Annotated in this window: 19 protein-coding genes; 6 read left to right on the top strand and 13 right to left on the bottom strand. The window is 63.6% G+C overall.

Translation table 11 applies throughout. From position 1 onward, the window contains the following. The first annotated feature begins 260 nt into the window (after positions 1-260). Positions 261-917, top strand: coding sequence for a phage protein Gp27 family protein (locus VKS22_03970; protein HLW69760.1), 657 nt, complete (start codon positions 261-263; stop codon positions 915-917). Positions 918-989: 72 nt separating this feature from the next. On the opposite strand, the gene VKS22_03965 is transcribed toward VKS22_03970, so the two are convergent. The 3 genes from VKS22_03965 to VKS22_03955 all read right to left on the bottom strand — a co-directional run bounded on the left by VKS22_03965 (position 990) and on the right by VKS22_03955 (position 3,019). Further along, the gene (locus VKS22_03965) at positions 990-1,340 is read right to left on the bottom strand and encodes a hypothetical protein (protein ID HLW69759.1); all 351 of its coding nucleotides are present in this window, start codon (positions 1,338-1,340) and stop codon (positions 990-992) included. 197 nt (positions 1,341-1,537) lie between these two features. Beyond that, positions 1,538-2,692 (bottom strand): fructose-1,6-bisphosphate aldolase/phosphatase, encoded by a 1,155-nt coding sequence (gene fbp, locus VKS22_03960; GenBank protein HLW69758.1) that lies wholly within the window; start codon positions 2,690-2,692, stop codon positions 1,538-1,540. A gap of 60 nt (positions 2,693-2,752) precedes the next feature. Then, entirely contained in the window at positions 2,753-3,019 is a 267-nt protein-coding gene (locus VKS22_03955; protein HLW69757.1) for a hypothetical protein, read from the bottom strand. A gap of 111 nt (positions 3,020-3,130) precedes the next feature. Here VKS22_03955 and VKS22_03950 point away from each other — a divergent pair, with 111 nt between their 5' ends. Next, positions 3,131-3,856 carry a DUF1122 family protein gene (locus VKS22_03950; protein HLW69756.1) on the top strand — a complete coding sequence of 242 codons (726 nt, stop codon included), beginning with the start codon at positions 3,131-3,133 and terminating at the stop codon, positions 3,854-3,856. Between the two features lie 206 nt (positions 3,857-4,062). Here VKS22_03950 and VKS22_03945 read toward each other — a convergent pair whose 3' ends face one another. Both VKS22_03945 and VKS22_03940 read right to left on the bottom strand, forming a co-directional pair. After that, positions 4,063-5,139 carry a hypothetical protein gene (locus VKS22_03945; protein ID HLW69755.1) on the bottom strand — a complete coding sequence of 359 codons (1,077 nt, stop codon included), beginning with the start codon at positions 5,137-5,139 and terminating at the stop codon, positions 4,063-4,065. A 188-nt stretch (positions 5,140-5,327) separates the two neighbouring features. After that, positions 5,328-6,554 carry an AAA family ATPase gene (locus VKS22_03940; protein ID HLW69754.1) on the bottom strand — a complete coding sequence of 409 codons (1,227 nt, stop codon included), beginning with the start codon at positions 6,552-6,554 and terminating at the stop codon, positions 5,328-5,330. 574 nt (positions 6,555-7,128) lie between these two features. On the opposite strand from VKS22_03940, the gene VKS22_03935 reads away from it, so the two are divergent. Together VKS22_03935 and VKS22_03930 are read left to right on the top strand one after the other, a co-directional pair. Then, entirely contained in the window at positions 7,129-8,355 is a 1,227-nt protein-coding gene (locus VKS22_03935; protein HLW69753.1) for a CoA transferase, read from the top strand. An 82-nt stretch (positions 8,356-8,437) separates the two neighbouring features. Beyond that, positions 8,438-9,139 carry a TVP38/TMEM64 family protein gene (locus VKS22_03930; GenBank protein ID HLW69752.1) on the top strand — a complete coding sequence of 234 codons (702 nt, stop codon included), beginning with the start codon at positions 8,438-8,440 and terminating at the stop codon, positions 9,137-9,139. Positions 9,140-9,210: 71 nt separating this feature from the next. Here VKS22_03930 and ahcY read toward each other — a convergent pair whose 3' ends face one another. The 5 genes from ahcY to VKS22_03905 form a co-directional block, all read right to left on the bottom strand. Continuing rightward, entirely contained in the window at positions 9,211-10,485 is a 1,275-nt protein-coding gene (ahcY, locus tag VKS22_03925) for an adenosylhomocysteinase (GenBank protein ID HLW69751.1), read from the bottom strand. A gap of 50 nt (positions 10,486-10,535) precedes the next feature. Beyond that, positions 10,536-11,714, bottom strand: coding sequence for a methionine adenosyltransferase (metK, locus tag VKS22_03920; protein ID HLW69750.1), 1,179 nt, complete (start codon positions 11,712-11,714; stop codon positions 10,536-10,538). A 284-nt stretch (positions 11,715-11,998) separates the two neighbouring features. Continuing rightward, the gene (locus tag VKS22_03915) at positions 11,999-12,271 is read right to left on the bottom strand and encodes an HPr family phosphocarrier protein (protein HLW69749.1); all 273 of its coding nucleotides are present in this window, start codon (positions 12,269-12,271) and stop codon (positions 11,999-12,001) included. Positions 12,272-12,485: 214 nt separating this feature from the next. Continuing rightward, positions 12,486-13,394 (bottom strand): anti-sigma factor, encoded by a 909-nt coding sequence (locus VKS22_03910; GenBank protein ID HLW69748.1) that lies wholly within the window; start codon positions 13,392-13,394, stop codon positions 12,486-12,488. A 23-nt stretch (positions 13,395-13,417) separates the two neighbouring features. Continuing rightward, a complete protein-coding gene (locus VKS22_03905) occupies positions 13,418-13,978 on the bottom strand; it encodes a sigma-70 family RNA polymerase sigma factor (GenBank protein ID HLW69747.1) in 561 nt (186 codons plus the stop codon). A gap of 177 nt (positions 13,979-14,155) precedes the next feature. On the opposite strand from VKS22_03905, the gene VKS22_03900 reads away from it, so the two are divergent. Next, complete coding sequence (locus VKS22_03900) at positions 14,156-14,923, top strand: methyltransferase domain-containing protein (protein HLW69746.1); 768 nt, start codon at positions 14,156-14,158, stop codon at positions 14,921-14,923. 13 nt (positions 14,924-14,936) lie between these two features. On the opposite strand, the gene VKS22_03895 is transcribed toward VKS22_03900, so the two are convergent. Genes VKS22_03895 through VKS22_03885 form a run of 3 tightly spaced genes read right to left on the bottom strand, consistent with a single transcriptional unit; the run spans position 14,937 to position 17,492 of the window. Then, positions 14,937-16,091, bottom strand: a complete 1,155-nt coding sequence (locus VKS22_03895; protein HLW69745.1) for an acyl-CoA dehydrogenase family protein — start codon at positions 16,089-16,091, stop codon at positions 14,937-14,939. A gap of 10 nt (positions 16,092-16,101) precedes the next feature. Beyond that, positions 16,102-17,151, bottom strand: a complete 1,050-nt coding sequence (locus VKS22_03890; protein HLW69744.1) for a PHB depolymerase family esterase — start codon at positions 17,149-17,151, stop codon at positions 16,102-16,104. Then, positions 17,148-17,492, bottom strand: a complete 345-nt coding sequence (locus tag VKS22_03885) for a hypothetical protein (GenBank protein HLW69743.1) — start codon at positions 17,490-17,492, stop codon at positions 17,148-17,150. Before VKS22_03885 ends, VKS22_03890 begins: the two co-directional genes overlap by 4 nt. Before the next feature lie 110 nt (positions 17,493-17,602). Here VKS22_03885 and VKS22_03880 point away from each other — a divergent pair, with 110 nt between their 5' ends. Then, complete coding sequence (locus VKS22_03880) at positions 17,603-18,286, top strand: hypothetical protein (GenBank protein HLW69742.1); 684 nt, start codon at positions 17,603-17,605, stop codon at positions 18,284-18,286. The last annotated feature ends 187 nt before the right edge of the window (positions 18,287-18,473 follow it).

The raw sequence follows: 18,473 nt of genomic DNA, 5'->3' as shown, positions 1-18,473 counted from the left end.
ACTCGGCCGTCCCCTGTGTTCGCTCAGCGCGGGAGCGCTCCGCTGGCGACGCGAGATCCCGGCGCGCCTGAGGCCAGCCGCGATAGGGAAAGATTTCACCCTAGGCAAGGGCGCGCGCGGGGCGCAGATTGAGCCGAGGCGCCGGCGCGTCGCGCGCGGCGGGATCGCGCCTTGGACGAAGGCGCACGGGCGCGGGCTGTGCAGAGGAGGGGCGGCCAAAATTTTATCGGAGGCGGAGTCCGCGACGGGCGGGAAGAAGCATGAGTAAGCAAAGCGGGCGCGAGGCGGCCGGCGCGGCGGACGGCAAAGCGCAATTGGCCAAGGCACGCGAGGGGCAGGTGCTGTTGGGGTCGCGTTCGAGCGTGCTGGTGCGCTTGCCGCTGGCGTTGCGCCGGGAGCTGGAGCAACGGCTGGCAGACGAATCGTACTGGAGTTTGTCGGAACTCAGCGCGTGGCTCGCCACGAAGGGTTATCAGATTTCGCGCACGGCGCTGGGGCGCTACAGAAGAAGGTACCGCAAACAACTGGACGCGCTGATGAGCGCCAGCGAGCAGGCGCGAGTGATCGCGGAGTGCGCCGAGGGCGACGAGGGGCGCATGACCGAGGCGCTGTCGCGGCTGGTGCAGCAGCGGTTGTTTGACGTGCTGGTGGAATGCGCGCGGCCGCTGGAGACGCCGGATCTGGCGCGCATCGCGCGGACGATCAACGACCTCGGGCGGGCAACGATCAGTCAGCGGCGCTGGCTCACGGAGATGCAGCAGCGGCTGGAGCGGCAGCAGAGTGAAGCGGCCGCGCAGGTCGGCGCGCTGGAACGCACGGGCGGGCTGACGCGGGCGACGGCGCACGCGATGCGCAACGTGCTGCTGGGGATCGATCCGCTGGCGCCGGAGAGTGGGGAAGAGGCGGCGGCCGGCTGAGGGGAGGAGTGAGGAAGCTCGCGAGGCGTTGCGCGGGCGGCGAGCGCTCGCGGCGCGGGCGCAGATGCTCGCTCAGCGGCGGGCGTCGGGCGTCCCGGAGACGGGCGGGGCACCGCGCTTGCGGCCATTGACGGCATGCAGCTTCGCGCGTGGGGTGGAGCTTTTCGCGCTTTCGGGGCGGCGGCGCGGCGCCGGCTGCCGCCAGCGCGGGCGCGGCCATCGCGGTGTCGTGGCTCCGGGCTGGATTGGCCGCTCGAGATAACCCACCGCGAGCGCCAGCGACAGCCCGATTCCGGCAATCGCTCCGAGCGTATTGGCAGGGCCCCAGAGTGACTCTGCGGCGGCGCCGGCTGCCGCACCCAGCGTCGCGGCCAGGACCCACCAGAACTTAACCAGCCCCTGTGAGCGTTTGTCGCCAGCCATAGCCGTCTCTCCGAGTCTCCAGTCGAAGCTTACAATTTATTTTTACACTAAGTCGCAGCTTGAGAAAAACCAATTTGCGCGACGCCAGGCGAGTTACGGACGGCTGCTGGTGGATTTAGAAGAAATCGGAGCGGTAAAAAGGAGGGCCGGTCCAGGACCGGCCCTTGCGCAGAGAGCGTTGAGTGCGTGGCGGTGGCTCAAGCGGCTTTTTTCTTGCGGCCGCCGTTGCCGTTGCCGGTCGCCGCGTGATCGTCCTTGCGGACGATGAAGCGCGAGTCGAGCTGACCCATCTTCTCGACGACGCCGCCGTATTCGAGCTCGCTATAAGGGAGCATCGCGGGGCCGGAAAAGCCTTGGTTGCGAATCTCGGCGGCCTTGGCGGAGACATTGTTACGCACCCAGTCCCAGAACGGATGATCAAAGACATCGACCGGTTCGGTGAACTTGCCCTCGTGCACGCAAAACGCTGCGGCGCTGACGATGGCCGGGCCGTCGAAGAAACTGATGGTCGAATTGAGTTTGACCGGCATCAGCGGACCATGATGGCTGCCGCGCATCGTGCCCGCGACGTAATGGCCGATCCGGAAGGGCGACAGGACTTCGCCGGTGGCCGGGAAGTTGCCTTGGGTGCGGACCAGCGCGACCGGATCATCCTTGCCGGTATAAGTGCCGGCGATATTGTGCAGACGCGAGGTCGAAACCACGCAACCGATATCGCCGCTGGCGCGGCTGCGGATTGATTCGATGACGAAGCGCTCGTTGTCGCGCAGCAGACAGGCGATATCGTAGAGTTCGTCGGGCGCGTTGAGCTCAATTACGCGATCGCCCTCGGTGTGGTTCACGTCCATGATGGTGTAGGTGAAGCCCTTGGCCATCTTGGGTGAAAGCAGCAGGCCCGCGCAGTGCATCGGATCAGCGAAGGCCAGGTAGAAGGGCAGATTGTAGGCGCCGGGATCGGTCTTGTCGGCGGCGAAGAAGACGAAGGGCTCGTTGGGGCGCTCCTCGAATTCCATCTCGCAGGAGGCCGGGCCGAGGCCGCGGACGTTGCCGGAAAAGGCGTCCTTGAGGAGATCCTGGCCGGCGCCGTAGAGCCCCTGCTCGCGCGCGATCTTGGTGCCGTGCATGAAGGCGTCCCAGGCGAGTTCGTGGATCTTCGAATCGTTGACGCCGCGATCATGCGACATCAGGAGGGCGACGTCATCGCCGGTCGAACTGACATAGAGATCCATCAGGAGCTTCTTGCCGCGCTCGCGGGCAAAGGCTTCGACGCCCGCCTTGAGCTTGGCGCTTGGTTTAATGTGGCCGCCGATGGAACCGACGTCAGCTTTGATCACTGAGATGGTTGTCTTCACTCGCGCATGTCTCCGACTCGAAATTCCTTCGGGTCCGTTGTTGCCGCGATTAGCGGCGCGTTAATGTCGTTGAGCAGAACGTCCGCACTGACCCGAGCCGCATCCGCCACTGGGCCGGACGCGCGCGGGACCAACCTGATAGCCCTGGGTTTCGAGTTCGCTGGTCGAGAGCCACGCCAGCGCCGACGTGATTGGGCCGTCGCAGTTGACGCAGCAGCGCCGGGGCTGGCCGGCTTCATCGAAGCTGAGGTGAGTCAGCACGGTTTTGCCGCAGCTGTCGCAGGTCGCCGCAGGAAAAGTCGGGGAGCTGGTCAGAGATTCGGACATCTTGAGAATTCCTTATACTAGCCACGTGGCAAGTGAAAGACCAGACGGAAAGCTCCGTAATGCGCGGACGTTCTAACGTCCTCAAACAGTCAAATCGACGCTTAATTTCCTATGGAGAGAATGTTGATCGAGTCGGCGGCGGGGCAGATTGCCGCGCAGATCGACGGCGCCGCAATTCGCGCGAGCGACGGCCGCGATCATCGCCTGATAGTAACCGAGCTCAAACCCGTGCGGCCGCGCGCTGGCTGGCTCTATCTGTCCGTGGCGCTAGGCGACGCGCGCGCAACCCCGTCGCGCACGCCGCTCGCGATGGGAATTGTCAGCGGCGGCGGGCGGCTGGTGCGTCCGTGGTTCGAGCTGCGCATCTATCCCACGGTCGAATTCGATGACGGCGCAACTTTCGACGCCCGGGCGACGGGGCTCGAAGCCGCATTCATCGATCTGCTCGGCACGCTGATCCCGCCTGGCGGTCACTTGATGATCGAGTACGAGAGCCCCGGACAGAGCGCGACCCATGCCGAGCTGCTGTTGCGGGCGCCTCCGGCGGCAACTCATCTGGGCAGCCTGATGTTTCATGCGGGTTTCCGCGGCGCTTTCAAAGACTGGTACATCTCGGAGGGCGGGCATGAGGGTCCGCGCAAACTGCAGGCGAACAAATCGCCCAGCCCCGCCGCGGCGCGGGCGGCGTTGCGGACGCATCTGATGGAACTGGCAGAGTTCGTCAAGCGTCCGCTACCCCGCGACTCTAAGGATGCGGCGGTCATTCGGATCGCTCAGGCGCGGGCGCAAAAACTCCTCGGTGAGCTGCGACGAGGCTCAGGCCGGCCGCAGCGCTAAGAGCACTAGGGAACCTCTGCACAAGTGAAATTCTTCAGAGGCGCTTCGTGTTGATCCTTCGACACGGCGCGCGGTGCTTGCCAGCTCAGGATGACAAATAGGGCTTGTGCCCGGGTTCCTAGTGGAGCGCGGCTGCTGCGCGTAGCGAGCAGGCGAGTTTTGATCTTGGCCGCGAGTAGCAGACTCCGCCGCCCCCTGGAGCTGGGTCAAGATTCCGAGTCCAGCCGATCTAAAAGTGCTTTTGCATCTTTTAGATCGGCGGTATCGAAGCCCTCGGTGAACCAGTCGTAGATTGCCGCGAGCATCGTGCGCGCCTCATCACGACGACCAGTGTCGCGTAGCAATCGCGCGAGACTGGTAGTTGCGCGCAACTCCAGCGACTTTGCCTGCTGATTGACCGCGATCGCGATGGCGCGGCGAAAATCCCGTTCGCCCGTTTCGTTGAAAACAGGTTTGGAAAGGTCAGCGACTGCGGTCCGCTTCAGGCTCAACTCGGCTCTTAACCGATAAAGTTCCGCCTCATGTTCATGCTCGTCGGTGGTTTGCACAAGGCCGATTGCTTCGGCAAGTTGCGTAAGTCCATCCTCAAATCGTCCAACCACACCACAGCTTTCAGCCGCAAGCGCCAAATAGTAAAGGCGCCATAGCATTCCGCCGGTCGCGGCGTAGGCGCCCATCCCTTCGCGCATCTGGTTGAGCCCGAGTTCGTTCTGACCTTCTGCCGCCAGGGCCCAGCCTCTGAGCACGGTCGCTTCGGCCAACCAATAACTAAACCCCAGCTTGGTCGAGGCGAGGATGCTCGCCTCGGCACGAGCGCGGCAAACTTGCACCTCACGCCGGAACTGCGCCACCCGCGCGGCAAAGTTCAGGCTGCCGCTCAGGCTGAGCGGATGCGCCAGTTCTTCGGCAAGGCTTACCGCGTCCGTGATCCGGGCCAACGCCTGATCCGGATAACCGCGGTACCATAGAGCCATCGCCAGAAAGCACAAGCATCCCACTCCCGGATCCGTGCCTCCATACCGAGCGGCCTGGGCATGCAATTGCTTGCGATAGATCCCCATGCCTTCCTCGAATTCCTGACAAGCACTTGCGAATTCACCCAAATCATAGAGTGTGTAGCCCAGCGCGCGATGAGCGGTAAGCAGAAGAATCGGGTCCGCCTGCCGCCTGGCGTAATCGAGCAGCTCTCGGGCTTGAATCCTGGCGGGTTCGAGTTGCGCCGCGACAAAGAGAAACCACCACTGGCCATACCATGCGGCGAAAAGGTGGGTCGTATCGCCCAAGAGGTCGCAGAGTTCTCGCGCACGCGCAAACGTTCGTTGCACTTCCGGAGCGGCATAACCTTTGGCGGCGATAAAGGCGCGACCCAGAATAATCTGTACGGTGAGACTCCTGCTGTTGCCGCTCCGAATCCACCGGCAACAGGGCGAGCATCTCGAGCGCCTTCGTGAGATGACCAATCGCTTCAGTGTTAGCGGAGCGCTCGATTGCTCTTTGTCCCGCTCGCTGCCAATGGGAAAATGCCGCTCTGGGGAGACGTGTAGTGATGGGCCAACTCCGCGGCTACTTCAACGGCCTGCTCGCCATAGGCGCGCTCAACTCGTTCGGCGATTCGCCGATGGTAATCGGCGCGCGCGCCTTCAGTGAGACTGGCGTACAGAACGTTCTGATAGAGGGCGTGATCGAAGTGGAAGGCCGCCGCCGCGGCGCCGTCGGGCCAGGTCACCGCGCCGCGCCGCGTCACGAATTGCTCGCGTTTTGAGAGCTGCGCGCAGCGACTCTCGATTTCGCGAAGGGGCGCGTCCAGCGCGGCGGCGACCGCGGCGGCCGAGAATTCGGTCCCGGCGACGCTCGCCGCTTCGAGTACGCGTTGCTCGTCCGGCGAGAGCCGCAGCAGGTTGCGCTCGATCATCTGGCGGATATTGCGCGGCGCTTCTATCTTGTCGGCATCGGCGAGGGAGTCCTGTTCGATCAGGTAGTCAACCACGTTGACCATGAACAGGGGATTGCCTTCGCTGCGGGCATAGACCGCAGGAGCGATGTTCTCTTTGCGGGCGCTGAATCGTTGCGCGACGTACGCGGCCACGTCCATCTCGGACAGCAGTGGTAATCGCAGCTCGATAGAATGCTGATGTATCGCAAGCTCCTCCTTCATCGTACGCAGAGGATGCTCCCCGGCGAGCATCTCGACCGGTCGGTAGGTGCCGATAACCATGAGTCGGACTGCTTCGCTGCGCCGCGCGATCGCGGCAATCAAATCCAGCGTCGACGGATCGCTCCAATGCAGATCCTCAAACAAGAGCACTAGCGGCGTTTCCGCCGCGACCACTTCGAGGGCCTCGGCCATCTCACGCAGCATCCGCTGCTGCGTCGTGCCCTGCGCGAGGCTCTGCAATCTGGCGCGGTCCTCGGCGCTGACCAGGGTCGGCATCTGCGCCAGCCACGCGGGTGCGAGTTGATAGAGAATCTCGACCAGCTTTCCGCCGCCGGGGTCGCGGCAGAGCCGGGTCAGCGCTTCGAGAAGCGGCATGTAGGGCTCGCCCGCGCCGTACTGCTCGATACACTGCCCGCGGCCGACTCGCACTGCGCTGCCAGCCAGCGAATCAAGAAAAGCCCGCACCAGTGTGGTCTTGCCGATCCCCGGCTCACCCGAGACAAATACCACTCGCCGCGTCCAGTCCTGACCTGCGCGAACCAATCACCCAGCCGCACCAGCTCAAGCTCGCGGCCAACCATCGTTGAGGCAGTCGTTGGGGGCGGCGGTGCTGGGGCTGTAGGAGTGCGTCTCAGCCGCTCTCGCAGGGACCGACGCTGGGCTCGCAGCGGCCGCGGCGCCCGCGCCTCATACCGTCGGTGCGCGCGCTCGGCCAGGACTGAAACTGTTGTGAGCGCAAGCAATCCACCGCCCGCCCAGACCCAATAAGCATGCAGGAAAAAATAGAGACTGCGCAGATCCGGAACCGCCTGCCTGCTCCACAAATTGTAGAGATAACTGACTACCAGGCCAACCAGCACTGCACCGGCCCCGGCCCACAGCCGTCTTAAGTGCGGCCACATCCTCCACATGGGCCGGATAGTAATGACGCGTCGCGCAGATTACCAATCGCGCGCGGGGCGTGCGGTCGTGCGGGGATGCAGGCCTCCAGCGCCCTAGCCGGCTCGGCGAGAGCTGCGGCCGCGGCGACGAAAATAGCTGCATGCGCGTGCTTGTCGAGCGCAAGGCGCCGATGTTACGAAGGTCGGAGCCGAGCGAAAATCGGAGCTGCGAAACGATGAACGAGACGACGAAAAAACCCTTGATGCTGGCCGACGTAACGGTGCTGGATTTCACGCAGTATCTGGCCGGCCCGACGATTACGCGGCTGATGGCCGAGATGGGGGCGCAGATTATCAAGATCGAGCAGGCGCCGATGGGCGATCCGGCGCGCCTGCTGCCCGCGATCAAGCATGGCCGCAGCGGCTACTTCGTCCAGCAGAATCGCGGCAAGCAGAGCCTCTGTCTCGATTTCGCGAAGCCCGAAGCGATGGAGCTGCTGCGCGCGCTCGCCGCCAAGGTCGATATCGTCACCGAGAACTACGGCCCCGGGGTGATGGAGAAGCGCGGGCTGGATTATGCCTCGCTCAAGCAGATCAATCCGCGCCTCATCATGGCGTCGATCTCCGCGTTCGGCAAAACCGGTCCGCTGAAGCATCGCGTGGGCTACGACTTTATCGCGCAGGCCTTTTCCGGGCTGATGCACATGACCGGCGCGGCCGACGGTCCGCCGATGTTTGTCGGGATGGGGATCGCCGATCAGGGGAGCGGCGTGCATGCCTTCTCCGCGCTCGGCTACGCGCTTTACTATCGTGAAAAGACCGGCGTCGGCCAGCATATCGATATCTCGATGGTCGATGCGCTCTTCCACATGCATGAGGTCAACCTGCAGGCCTATGACCTGACCGACGGCGCGTTCGTGCCCAAGCGCATGGGGTCGCATCATGCGTTGATCTGCCCGTGCGGGGCCTTCAAAGGACCGGAAGGGTATATCGTCATTCTTGTACTCGATCGGCAGTGGCCCGCGATGGCGCGGGCGATCGAGCGGCCGGATCTGATCGACGATGTGCGCTTCGCAACGGCGGCCGATCGCGGCAAGAATCAGAAGGAACTGATCACGATCATCGAGGGCTGGATGCAGGCGCAGCCCTCAGACGCCGCGGTGCTCAAGATTTTCGAAGAGCATCGCGTGCCCTCGGCGCCGGTGATGTCGATCGTTGACGCGCTCGATCATCCGTATTTCAAGGCCCGCGAAATGGTCCGCAAGGTCAGCGATCCGATCCTCGGCGAGGTGACTATCCCGGGCTTTCCGCTCAAGTTCTCCGAGTTCCCCGAACTGCCGACTATGATCGCGCCCCTCCTTGGTCAGCACGGCGGCGAGGTGCTGAAGAAGCATCTCGGGTTGTCTGACGCCAAGGTCGCGCAGTTACACTCATCCGGCGTGCTGCACTCCGAGAAGAAATAACGATCCTCGACGCCGCTTCGCCTGACGCGGAAAACTCCTTGTCCGACAGCGAGCCGCTCCCTATCATTGCGATCATCCTCTGATGGCTGCGGTTGGTCCTATCCCAGCGCCCGCGGGCAAGCCGCAAGGCAGTTCGCTGATGGTGAATGCGTTGCGCATCGCGATGCTGGCGGTATTGCTGGGCGGATCGATTTATTTGCTCGTGGCGCACGGTGAGTGGTTTGAAAACCCGCGGCTGATGAAGACCGAAGTGCTGTCGTGGGGCGCGTGGGGTCCGATCGCCTACGTCATCCTCTACGCAGTGGGACCGTCATTTCTCTTGCCCGGCGCGGTGATGACGATCGCGGCCGGACTCGCGTTCGGCGCTTTATGGGGCGCGGTCTGGTCGCTGGTGGGAGCGAATCTGGGCGCGCTGATCGCGTTCGCCGCCGGACGCTTTCTGGGCAAATCGTTCGTCCAAGGCTTCATCGGCGAGCGCTTTCGCCACCTGATGGATCGCCTGGTTCGCAATGGCTTCTATGTGATTTTGTATTTGCGGATTGTGCCGGTAATCCCCTACAACGCGTTGAATCTGCTTGCAGGCGCGTCGCCGATCGCCTTTCGCGACTACTTTTGGGCTAGTGCGATCGGGATGATTCCGGGAACGATTCTCTTTGCGTTTCTCGGTGACGCGCTGTGGCATCCGATGTCACCGCGTTTTGCGATCGCCGTGGCGCTGATCCTGCTCTGCTTTGCCGCGGGCGAGGTCTTTCGCCGCCGCAAGCGCGTGACGATCGCAGCCTGAAGGCGACGCTCAATCGCTGCCTGAATACCGCGCCACATTAAGCTCGACGCCGCGCCGGCAACGCGCTGGGCTCAGGTGCCGGTTTGCCAGCTCGACAGGTACTTCTTCTGCTCGTCGGTGAGCGTGTCAATCTTGATGCCCATCGCGGCGAGCTTCAGGGCCGCCACTTCTTCCTCGATTGCTATCGGCACGTTGTGCACGGCGATCGGCAGCGGCTTGCTGGTCGCGACCCAATGCGAGGCCATCGCCTGGGTGGCGAAGCTCATGTCCATGACCTGCGCGGGATGACCCTCGGCGCAGGCCAGATTCACCAGCCGGCCTTGACCGAGAATATAGATGACGCGGCCGCTCTTGAGATGGTAGGCGTCCACATTGTGGGTGACGTTGCGTTCGACCTTGGCGGCGGAGTCGTTGAGATAGGCGAGGTCGATCTCGACGTCAAAGTGGCCGGAGTTGCAGAGGATCGCGCCGTGCTTCATCAGGTTGAAGTGCGTGGCGTTGAGGACCGAGTGATCGCCGGTCGCGCTGACGAAGATGTCGCCTACTTTGGCCGCGTCGACCATCGGCATCACGCGCAGCCCGTCCATCGCGGCTTCGATCGCGCGCACCGGATCAACTTCGGTGACGATGACGTCGGCGCCCAGTCCGCGCGCGCGCGACGCGATGCCGCGTCCGCAATAGCCATACCCGGCGACAACGAAAACCGAGCCGGCGATCAGCACGCCGGTCGCGCGGATGATGCCGTCGAGGGTCGATTGGCCGGTGCCGTAGCGATTATCGAATAGATGCTTGGTCTGGGCATCGTTGACGGCGACGACCGGGATTTTTAGCGCGCCGTCTTTTTGCATCGCGCGCAGCCGAATGACGCCGGTGGTGGTCTCCTCCATGCTGGCGCGAACGTTACTGGCCGCGTCCTTGAACTCGGTATGCAGGAGGCTCACGAGATCGGCGCCGTCGTCCATCGTGATGGTGGGGCGGCTCGTGAGGACGGCGCGCAGATGATTGTAGTAGGTGTCGCGATCTTCGTCGTGAATCGCGTAGCACGGGATGCCATATTCGGCGACCAGCGCGGCCGCGACGTCGTCCTGAGTCGAGAGCGGATTGCTCGCGCAGCAGATAACCTCCGCGCCGCCGGCTTTGAGCGCGCGCAGCAGATTGGCGGTCTCGCAGGTGACATGCAGGCAGGCACCCATGCGATGACCCTTAAGCGGTTGTTCCCTAGCGAAACGCTCGCGGATTAGCCGTAACACGGGCATCTGATTGTCAGCCCATTCGATGCGTTTGCGGCCGGCGGCGGCCAGGGCCAGATCGCGGACATCGTGCCCCTGATGGGAAGAATCAGGCATCGGAAGACCTCCTGCTGATAGCGCGAAAATCGATCGGCGCGGCGATGAACTTAATGATTCTGGGCGCCAAAAGCGCTGCGCAGCGCGTCCACCCGGTCGACGCGCTCCCAGGGGAAAAAGCCGTTAGCCGCGGCGCGGCCGAAATGACCGTAGGCGGCGGTCGCCTGATAGATCGGCCGGCGCAAATTGAGCGTCTTGATAATCGCGGCGGGACGGAAATCGAAGAGCTCGCGCAGGGCGGTCGAAAGCTTGTGATCGGGCACGGTGCCGGTGTCGAAGGTATCGATCAGGATCGAGACCGGTTCGGCGACGCCGATCGCGTAGGCAACCTGGATTTCGCAGCGTTTCGCGAGCCCGGCCGCGACCACGTTCTTGGCCACATAGCGCGCCATGTAGCAGGCCGAGCGATCGACCTTGGTGGGATCCTTGCCTGAAAAGGCGCCGCCGCCGTGGCGGCCATAGCCGCCGTAGCTGTCAACGATGATCTTGCGTCCGGTGAGGCCGCAATCGCCGTGGGGTCCGCCGACGACGAAGCTGCCGGTCGGATTGACGTGATAGGCGGTCGACTTGTCGAGATATTCGGCCGGGATGGTTTTTTTGATTAGCTCTTCGATGATCGCCTCGCGAATCGTTGCATGGCTGACTGCCGGGCTGTGCTGTGTGGAGACCACGACCGCGGAGACGCCCGCCGGACGGCCGTTGGCGTAGCGCACGGTGACCTGGCTTTTGCCGTCGGGGCGCAGAAAATCGAGTTTTTTCTCGCGCCGCAGCTTAGCCAGATTCTCCATCAGGCGATGCGCCAACTGGATCGGCAGCGGCATCAGCTCCTGGGTTTCGTCGCAGGCATAGCCGAACATCAGGCCCTGATCGCCCGCTCCCTGTTCCTTGTGCAACCCCTCGCCCTCGGTGACGCCCTGAGAGATGTCGGGCGATTGCGGCTCGATCGCCGTCAGCACTGCGCACATATTGCCGTCGAATCCGACCTCGAGGTTGTCGTAGCCGATCTCAACTGCGGTGCGGCGGGCGATTTTTATGAAATCCGGATTGGATTTTGAGGTGATTTCTCCGGCCAGCACGATGAGCCCGGTTTTGGTCAGGGTCTCCAGCGCGACGCGCGAGGTCGGGTCTTCGGCGAGGAGCGCGTCCAGAATGGCGTCAGAGATCTGGTCGCACATCTTGTCCGGATGCCCCTCGGCAACCGACTCGGAAGTGAACAGGAAATCATTCAACGGCATGAAGGCAAAACTCCTTGGAGTCGGGCGTGGCAAAAACCCTTTGGTGATTGGCGAAGCAACGCGGGCAAAAATCGGTCAATTATCTTTTACCGCAGCGGCGAGCGTCGTTCCGCGATCGACGGACCGGCTAGGTCGGCGCTCGAAATCAGGGTGGGGTTACATATAAGCAACGATTCACGGAGGCGTCAAGGTGAGCGGGAGGGTTGACGTAAGAATCTTAACACAGCTCGCAGACTCGCTTGCTCGTTCCGCGCGGCAACCGCGCTCCACTAGTGTAGTCAATCTTCGCCAAAACGGGCCTCGAACAGGCGCTTAATGGCCTCGAGCGCAGCGGCGGCGTCGTCGCCCTCGGCCTTTACCTTCAATCTGGAACCGATTCCGGCGCCGAGCATGATCAGGCTGGTAACGCTGCGCGCGTTGGCCTGGTGGGCGCCCTTCGACACAGTCACGCTCGCGCTGAAAGGTTTGAGCGCTTGGGTCAGGCTCGACGCGGCGCGCAGATGGAGCCCAAGCCGGTTTTTAATCTCGAGAGTTGCTTCGGCTGCGGGCATGCCGCTTCAGGATAAAGGGTTGGGCGAAGCAGGTAAACGCGGCGGGCCGCCGCGCGCAGAGCGGACACTCATGCGACCGCCGGCGCCTCGGCGCATCGACGGCTAGTGTCATGTAACCTATTTATCTACATGCGGAATCCCGAAGGGGCGGTCGAAAATAAAAGACGTTTGCAGCCGTATGATTAGAAGTTACTTACGTTACACGACACTAGCGCTAGGGTGCACCCTTGAGGTACATCGCGCCGGTAGGTTTATCGGTACCGCCGGCCGGTTCGAGCGTGACGGCGCCGGCGAGAATAACCTCACCCGGCGGCGGCATCGAGGGTACGACGGTAGCGCCGCCATTGGGGCCCGCGGTGAAGAGCGCGGCGCGAACTGGTCCGCTCTTCGCGCCGATCCACCAGAATTCGTAGGTTTTATCTGGCGGCGCGGGCGGCAGCCCGGCGACCTGAAGCAGGGACTGTCTGCGCGAGGTGCTGATCGCGACAAGGCCGGCGGCGTCGGGTGCGGGCGGCAGCGGCCCGAGCTTGATCGTACGCAGATCGGGCGCGAGCACCGCATGGATCATCTGGCGGTTGGCCGCGGCTTCCTGACGGAGGCTGATCAGCTCGCGATCGCGGGAGATGAGCTTTTCGCTCAAGCCGCGTAAGCGCTCGTCAAGTGCTGCGAGCTGAATCGCAGAGTCGTGTTGTGAGGAACTGAGTTGATTGGCGAAGTTGCCCGCGACGACCACCATCAGGAGGGCCGCGGCCGCGCCGAGTACGGCGGCAACGCGCCATCCGCGCGCGACGCCGCGGCGCCCGCCCGCATCGACTTCACGGGCCGCAGAACGTACCGGCTGGCGACTCGGATCCATGCTGCTCGACGCAGCCGATAGGGTGGGGCCGAGACGCGACTCGAGTCGGCTCCAGACGCGATCGACGGGGGACTGGCCGGGTGCGGCGGTAGCCTGGCCGGCTTCCGCGAGGGCCATCGCGGCGAGCGCTTCGCGCAGGGTGCGCAACTCGGCCTCACACTCGTCGCAGACGGTGGCGAGATGCGCGGTCAGCGCGCGCGCTTCGTCGCCGTCGAGCAGGCCGAGCGCCTCGAGCGGCAGCAGTTCTTTTACCTGATCGTGATCCATCGGAACTTATAGTTGCGGATCGTCTAGCTGCCGAAGCCTTTCAACTCCTCCTTGAGTTTGATGAGTGCGCCGCGGATGCGGCTCTTAATGGTGCCCAACGGCAGGCCGGTTCTTTCGGCGATCGCTGATTGCGACAAATCCGAATAGTAGGCGAGCTCAAGCACTGCGCGTTCGTTTTCGCCGAGTTTGCTTAGCGCCGTCATAACAAACTTGCGTCTCTCCGCGTCTTGAATCGGGAGCGAGGCGTCGTCGCTTGCCGTCAGTTCGCCGGAGCCGGTCAGCGGCTTCTGGCGGACGTTGCGCGCGCGCAAGCGGTCGATCGCACGGCTCCTCACCAAAGTCATCAGCCAGGCGCCGACTGAACCGCGGACCGGGTCGAAGGTGACCGCCTGACGCCATACCTGCCACAGGACGTCCGCGGCGATCTCCTCTGCGTCAGCCTTATCGATCAGAATGCGGTCGGCGACTGCCACGAGGGCGTGACCGTAGCGCTGATTTAGAATGCGCAAAGCCCCCTGATCGCCGGCGGCGATCGCTTGAACCAGCGCCGGATCGGATAGCGAAGTGGCGGCGGTCTTTTGCACCCGGTTCTACTTCAAGCTACGCGCCGGTCAGAGGTTCAGATTAAGCAGAAGCCGAAGGTCAGTAACTCGGTGAAGAGGACCGGAGAATTCGAGCTTTTTGCACGGCATGCCTTGCCGAAGATAATCGAAAATCAATATCGTCGAAAGTATCCGATCACAATCTACCAAGGTCCAGAAATGTCAATCGCAGAACCTGCACAAAAATGGAACGCCGATCGTTATGCCCGCAACGCGTACTTCGTGCCGGCACTAGGCCAGCCGGTGCTTGAGCTGCTGGCGCCGCGCGCGGGCGAGCGCATCCTCGATCTTGGCTGTGGCGATGGGGTCCTGACGGAAAAGATCGCCGCCGCGGGAGCGACGGTGATCGGAATCGACGCGTCGACGGAGATGATCGCCGCGGCGCGGCGGCGCGGACTCGAGGCGATGGTGATGGACGGCTTCAGCCTGAGCTTCGCGGCGGAGTTCGACGCGGTCTTCTCGAACGCCGCGATTCACTGGATGAAGGTTGATCCCGACGCGGTGATTGCCGGGGTGCGCCGTGCGCTCAAGGACGGCGGCCGCTTCGTTGCCGAGATGGGCGGGCACGGCTGCGTCGCCGCGATCACGGTGGCCATGCTCGCGGTGCTGAAACAGCGCGGGGTGCGCACGGAAAGCGTTATCCCGTGGTACTTTCCGACGGTTGACGACTATCGCGGACGGCTCGAACGTAACGGTTTCGCCGTTGACTATATCGAACTGATACCGCGTCCGACGCCGCTGCCGACCGCGATGGAGGGCTGGCTGGAGACGTTCGGCGAGCCGCTCTTCAAGCTGTTGCCCCCGGCGGAGCGAGCGGCGGCGCGCGACGAAGTGATCGCGCTGGTGCGGCCGGTGCTGTGCGACGAGCAAGGGCGCTGGACAGCCGACTATATCCGCTTGCGCTTCGCTGCTCACGTTCGGGCATGAACGGCGGGCGCTTTCAGTACGGCTTCGCAGCGCTGCCAATCAGTGCGCGCGCCACGAGCAATTTCATGACCTGAGCGGTGCCGTCGCCGATTTCGAGTCCGATGACATCGCGCATCCGCTGCTGATGAGGCAGGTCGAGGCTGAAGCCGAGATGGCCGTGCAGCAGCAGGCATTGATGAAGCACCTGCGCGGCAAGTTCGGGCGCCCACCATTTCGCGCCCGCCGCGACCCAGCCGTGAGGTTCGCCGCGATCCTTGAGCCAGAGTGCCTCGTAGCAGAGCAGCCGCGCAGCGCGGAGCTGGATCGCGGCCTCGGCGAGCGGAAAGGAAACCCCCTCGAAGCGGGCGAGACTGCCGCCGAAGGCTTCGCGCTCGGCGACGTATTTGCAGGTCTCGTCGACGCTCTGTTGTGCTGCGGCGAGACACATCAGGCCGATCAGCGCGCGGCTGAAGTCGAAACCCTGCATCACCTGGACGAACCCTGCGCCTTCGCCGCTGATGCGCGCGGTGGCAGGCACGCGCACGCCGTCGAAGAAAAGCTGGGCGCGGCCGATCGCGCGCGAACCGAGGTCGCGGAAACGATTGCGGCCGACGCCGGCCGAGTGCAGATCGACATAAAACGCGCTGACGCCATGCGCGCCCTGATCGTAGGCGCCGGTGCGGGCCAGGATGAGGGCGGTGTCGGCCCAGGAGCCCAGCGAGATCGAGGTCTTCTCGCCTGCGATGATGTAAGCGTCGCCGTCGCGCCGCGCCGCGAGCTTGACGTGCGCCGCGTCGGAACCGCCGCTGGGCTCGGTCACGGCGAGTGCCGTGACCACACTGCCGTCGCAGATCGCCGGTAAAAACTCGCGTTTCTGGCGCTCGTCGCCGCGCGACGAGATGATCGCGCCAACCAGGCCTGAGAGCAGCAGGATGTAGCCGGCGTTGATGTCGGCGCGGCCGATCTCCTCGAAGGCGATGCCGGTCGAGACGTAGTCGAGGCCTTGGCCGCCATGCGCAGGCTCGACCATCGGCGCCAACAGGCCCATCGCGCCGAGCTTGGCGACGACTTCGCGCGGGAGATCGCGATCCTGATCGCGCGAGAGGTAATGCGGGGCGAGTTCGCGCGCGGCGAAATCGGCGAGCGTGCGGCGCAACAGTTCCTGATCGGGGTTGAAGGCGAAATCCATGGTCACGCTCTTATTGCTTGAGGGGATGCCGGCGGAAAAAATCCAGCATCGCGGCAGTCCACTTGGAGGGCCAGCGGCCGTGGTTGAGCAGGCCGCGCGACATCGCGTTGAGGTTGTCCAGATCGCCGTTGGGGTCGGTCCCGCATGAAGCGTCGCAACTGGCGACAGCATGCTGCGCGCCGTCGATTATCGTATCGGTCGCGTCGACGCCGAGAGTGCGCAGTTGCCCCGCAAAGAATAGCGCGTTGGGGCACAGCCCCGCGATGTCGCAGGCGTTATGCACCTGATAAGCGGGCGACTGGGTATTGAAGATCTGGACCTCAGTATTACTCGCAGGCGGGGTCGTTACTGGCTTCTGAAAACAGCCGTCGGGGTTCATCTGGTAAGGATCGGGGGCTGAGTAGACGGCGATGGCGGCGATTTTCGGTCGGCTCAAACCGTACGCATAGGCCATAGCGGCCCCGTTCGACCATCCGGTGAGAAAGATGCGGTTCGGATCAATCTTGCCGGTAGCGGCCTCTGCGGCGATGAAGTGGTCGATCGCGGCGGCGTCAACATTTTCGGGGTAGCGGACACCGCCGGCCGTCACGTCACCATCGGGACTGAACTGACGGTACCAATTGTCCCAGCCCGGGCCGGCGCTGTCCGGCGGCGGATAATAATGGTGAGTATTGCGCCCCTCGGGTGCGAGCAGGATGAAGCCCGGCCGCGCCGGATCGTCACTGAGGTTCGCGCTGCCGCGCTGCTCGAGCAGATTGGTCATGATTTCGACGTTGTCGGCGGGAAACAACGAGGGATGCAGGTACACCACTAATGGCAGGGGTTTGACCGTGGACTGGGGCGGTTCGTAGATGCAAGCGTAGCGCGGCGTGCCGTCGCTATCGTTCCAAGGACCAATCCGCCGGCCCAACCGGCAGACGGGAACAATCGGACTGAAGACGTGCGCCGGCGGATCCCCGAAGGCGGTGCAGGTTGGGGCCGCGGCGCGCGTGCATCCAAGCCCAAGAAGGCTCGTGAGGAGGAAGATTACCGCGAACGGACAACTTGATTTAGCGATCATGGCTCGCCCCGAGAAGGTTCGGACGTCAGCGGAGACGGCAAGGTGATGGCTTGAGCGGCGGGATCAGCAGGTGTGGGCGTGTCGCTGTCCGCAGCCTCCTCGGTCTTTTGTTGAAGCTGGTTACGAATATCCTGAAGCGCAGCCGAGGACTTGAGGCCCGCGCCATGCGCGAGATTCAGACGATCGTCGGGATTCATGTTGAGCCAAATCTGGCCGGCCTCGGCATTATTGCCCCGACTCAGGGCGTCGAGAAAGCGCTGCTGCGGCGGTTCTTCGTGGTGAAAGAGTGTGCATCCAGATAACGCGAGCAGCAGCAATGTGGCAGGCGTCGCGATACGCATTGCTCGATGGTGACCGCCAGTGGGATGCGGTGCAAGCCACGCGAAGGCTGAACGCGCGGGTTGCGTTCGTCTGCGAAGAGCGTTCAAATTCCAGCGAGGAGCGCGTGACAGTGGCAGTGCTGTTCGATCCGGTCTTTTGGGGAGTGGACGTGCCGCGCGGCGATGGGCGACTGGTCGTCGTGCTGCCGGGGCTATTCGGCGGCGACCTCTACCTGGAACCGCTGCGCCTGTGGCTGCGACGCCTCGGCTATGCGCCTGTGCGCTCGACGCTGGCAATCAACGTCGGTTGTCCGCGGCGGCTGCGTGAACAGGTGGAGGCGGAAATCGTCCAGCGGATGGCGGGGACGGTGGCGCCGATTGCGCTCATCGGGCACAGTCGAGGCGGTCTTATTGCCTGGGCGATCGCGGCATCAATGCAAGGTCGGGTCTCACATCTCGCGGTCTTGGGCTCCCCAATCGGCGTCTTCCGTGATGCAGTCAGGAGCGGCGCGAACCCGGCTCCGGGCTCGCAGATGGGTGAAATTCTGGCGCGGGCGAGCACATTTGCCCGCCGCCTGCTCGATCCCGACTGCGACCTGCCGGCGTGCGGATGCGCGTTCATCGCGGACGTTCAGGGAACGCTGAATCCGGCGACGGCTCTGCTGCAGGTGGTCAGTCGCGACGATCGGGTTGTGCCGCAGCAAGCCGCCCGAACCGATGCCGGGGAAACTGTCGAAGTCGGCGGTGGTCACGCGGGGCTGGTGTACAACGCGGAAGTCTATCGCGCGCTCGGCCGTTTTCTGGCGGCGAAATAGCTGGGAAGCTCTGCTCAAAATAAACCGGTTCATTTGAGGACCGAAAAATCCGGGATTCCCTTCGACAGACTCAGGGCAGGCTTTCGCTGCGGCGATTCTTAACGCAGCTCGCGGACTCGCCTGCTCGGCCTCGTTCGCCAAGCCTCACTCCGCCTGGTGAGCCTACGCTCAGAATGACAAAAGTGAC

This window comes from Candidatus Binataceae bacterium (genome assembly GCA_035308025.1).
GTDB lineage: Bacteria > Desulfobacterota > Binatia > Binatales > Binataceae > JAJPHI01.
Note: the sequence above shows the minus strand (reverse complement) of the source record. Positions and strands in the feature narration are given on the sequence as shown.

What these genes read in the sequence shown, in the direction of transcription:
- VKS22_03935 (HLW69753.1), top strand. Translation starts at nt 7,129, where the DNA reads ATGAACGAGACGACGAAAAAACCCTTGATGCTGGCCGACGTAACGGTG.
- ahcY (HLW69751.1), bottom strand. Translation starts at nt 10,485, where the DNA reads ATGCCTGATTCTTCCCATCAGGGGCACGATGTCCGCGATCTGGCCCTG.
- VKS22_03895 (HLW69745.1), bottom strand. Translation starts at nt 16,091, where the DNA reads ATGGATTTCGCCTTCAACCCCGATCAGGAACTGTTGCGCCGCACGCTC.
- VKS22_03890 (HLW69744.1), bottom strand. Translation starts at nt 17,151, where the DNA reads ATGATCGCTAAATCAAGTTGTCCGTTCGCGGTAATCTTCCTCCTCACG.
- VKS22_03955 (HLW69757.1), bottom strand. Translation starts at nt 3,019, where the DNA reads ATGTCCGAATCTCTGACCAGCTCCCCGACTTTTCCTGCGGCGACCTGC.
- VKS22_03970 (HLW69760.1), top strand. Translation starts at nt 261, where the DNA reads ATGAGTAAGCAAAGCGGGCGCGAGGCGGCCGGCGCGGCGGACGGCAAA.
- VKS22_03900 (HLW69746.1), top strand. Translation starts at nt 14,156, where the DNA reads ATGTCAATCGCAGAACCTGCACAAAAATGGAACGCCGATCGTTATGCC.
- VKS22_03965 (HLW69759.1), bottom strand. Translation starts at nt 1,340, where the DNA reads ATGGCTGGCGACAAACGCTCACAGGGGCTGGTTAAGTTCTGGTGGGTC.
- VKS22_03930 (HLW69752.1), top strand. Translation starts at nt 8,438, where the DNA reads ATGGCTGCGGTTGGTCCTATCCCAGCGCCCGCGGGCAAGCCGCAAGGC.
- VKS22_03910 (HLW69748.1), bottom strand. Translation starts at nt 13,394, where the DNA reads ATGGATCACGATCAGGTAAAAGAACTGCTGCCGCTCGAGGCGCTCGGC.
- VKS22_03885 (HLW69743.1), bottom strand. Translation starts at nt 17,492, where the DNA reads ATGCGTATCGCGACGCCTGCCACATTGCTGCTGCTCGCGTTATCTGGA.
- VKS22_03915 (HLW69749.1), bottom strand. Translation starts at nt 12,271, where the DNA reads ATGCCCGCAGCCGAAGCAACTCTCGAGATTAAAAACCGGCTTGGGCTC.
- VKS22_03950 (HLW69756.1), top strand. Translation starts at nt 3,131, where the DNA reads ATGGAGAGAATGTTGATCGAGTCGGCGGCGGGGCAGATTGCCGCGCAG.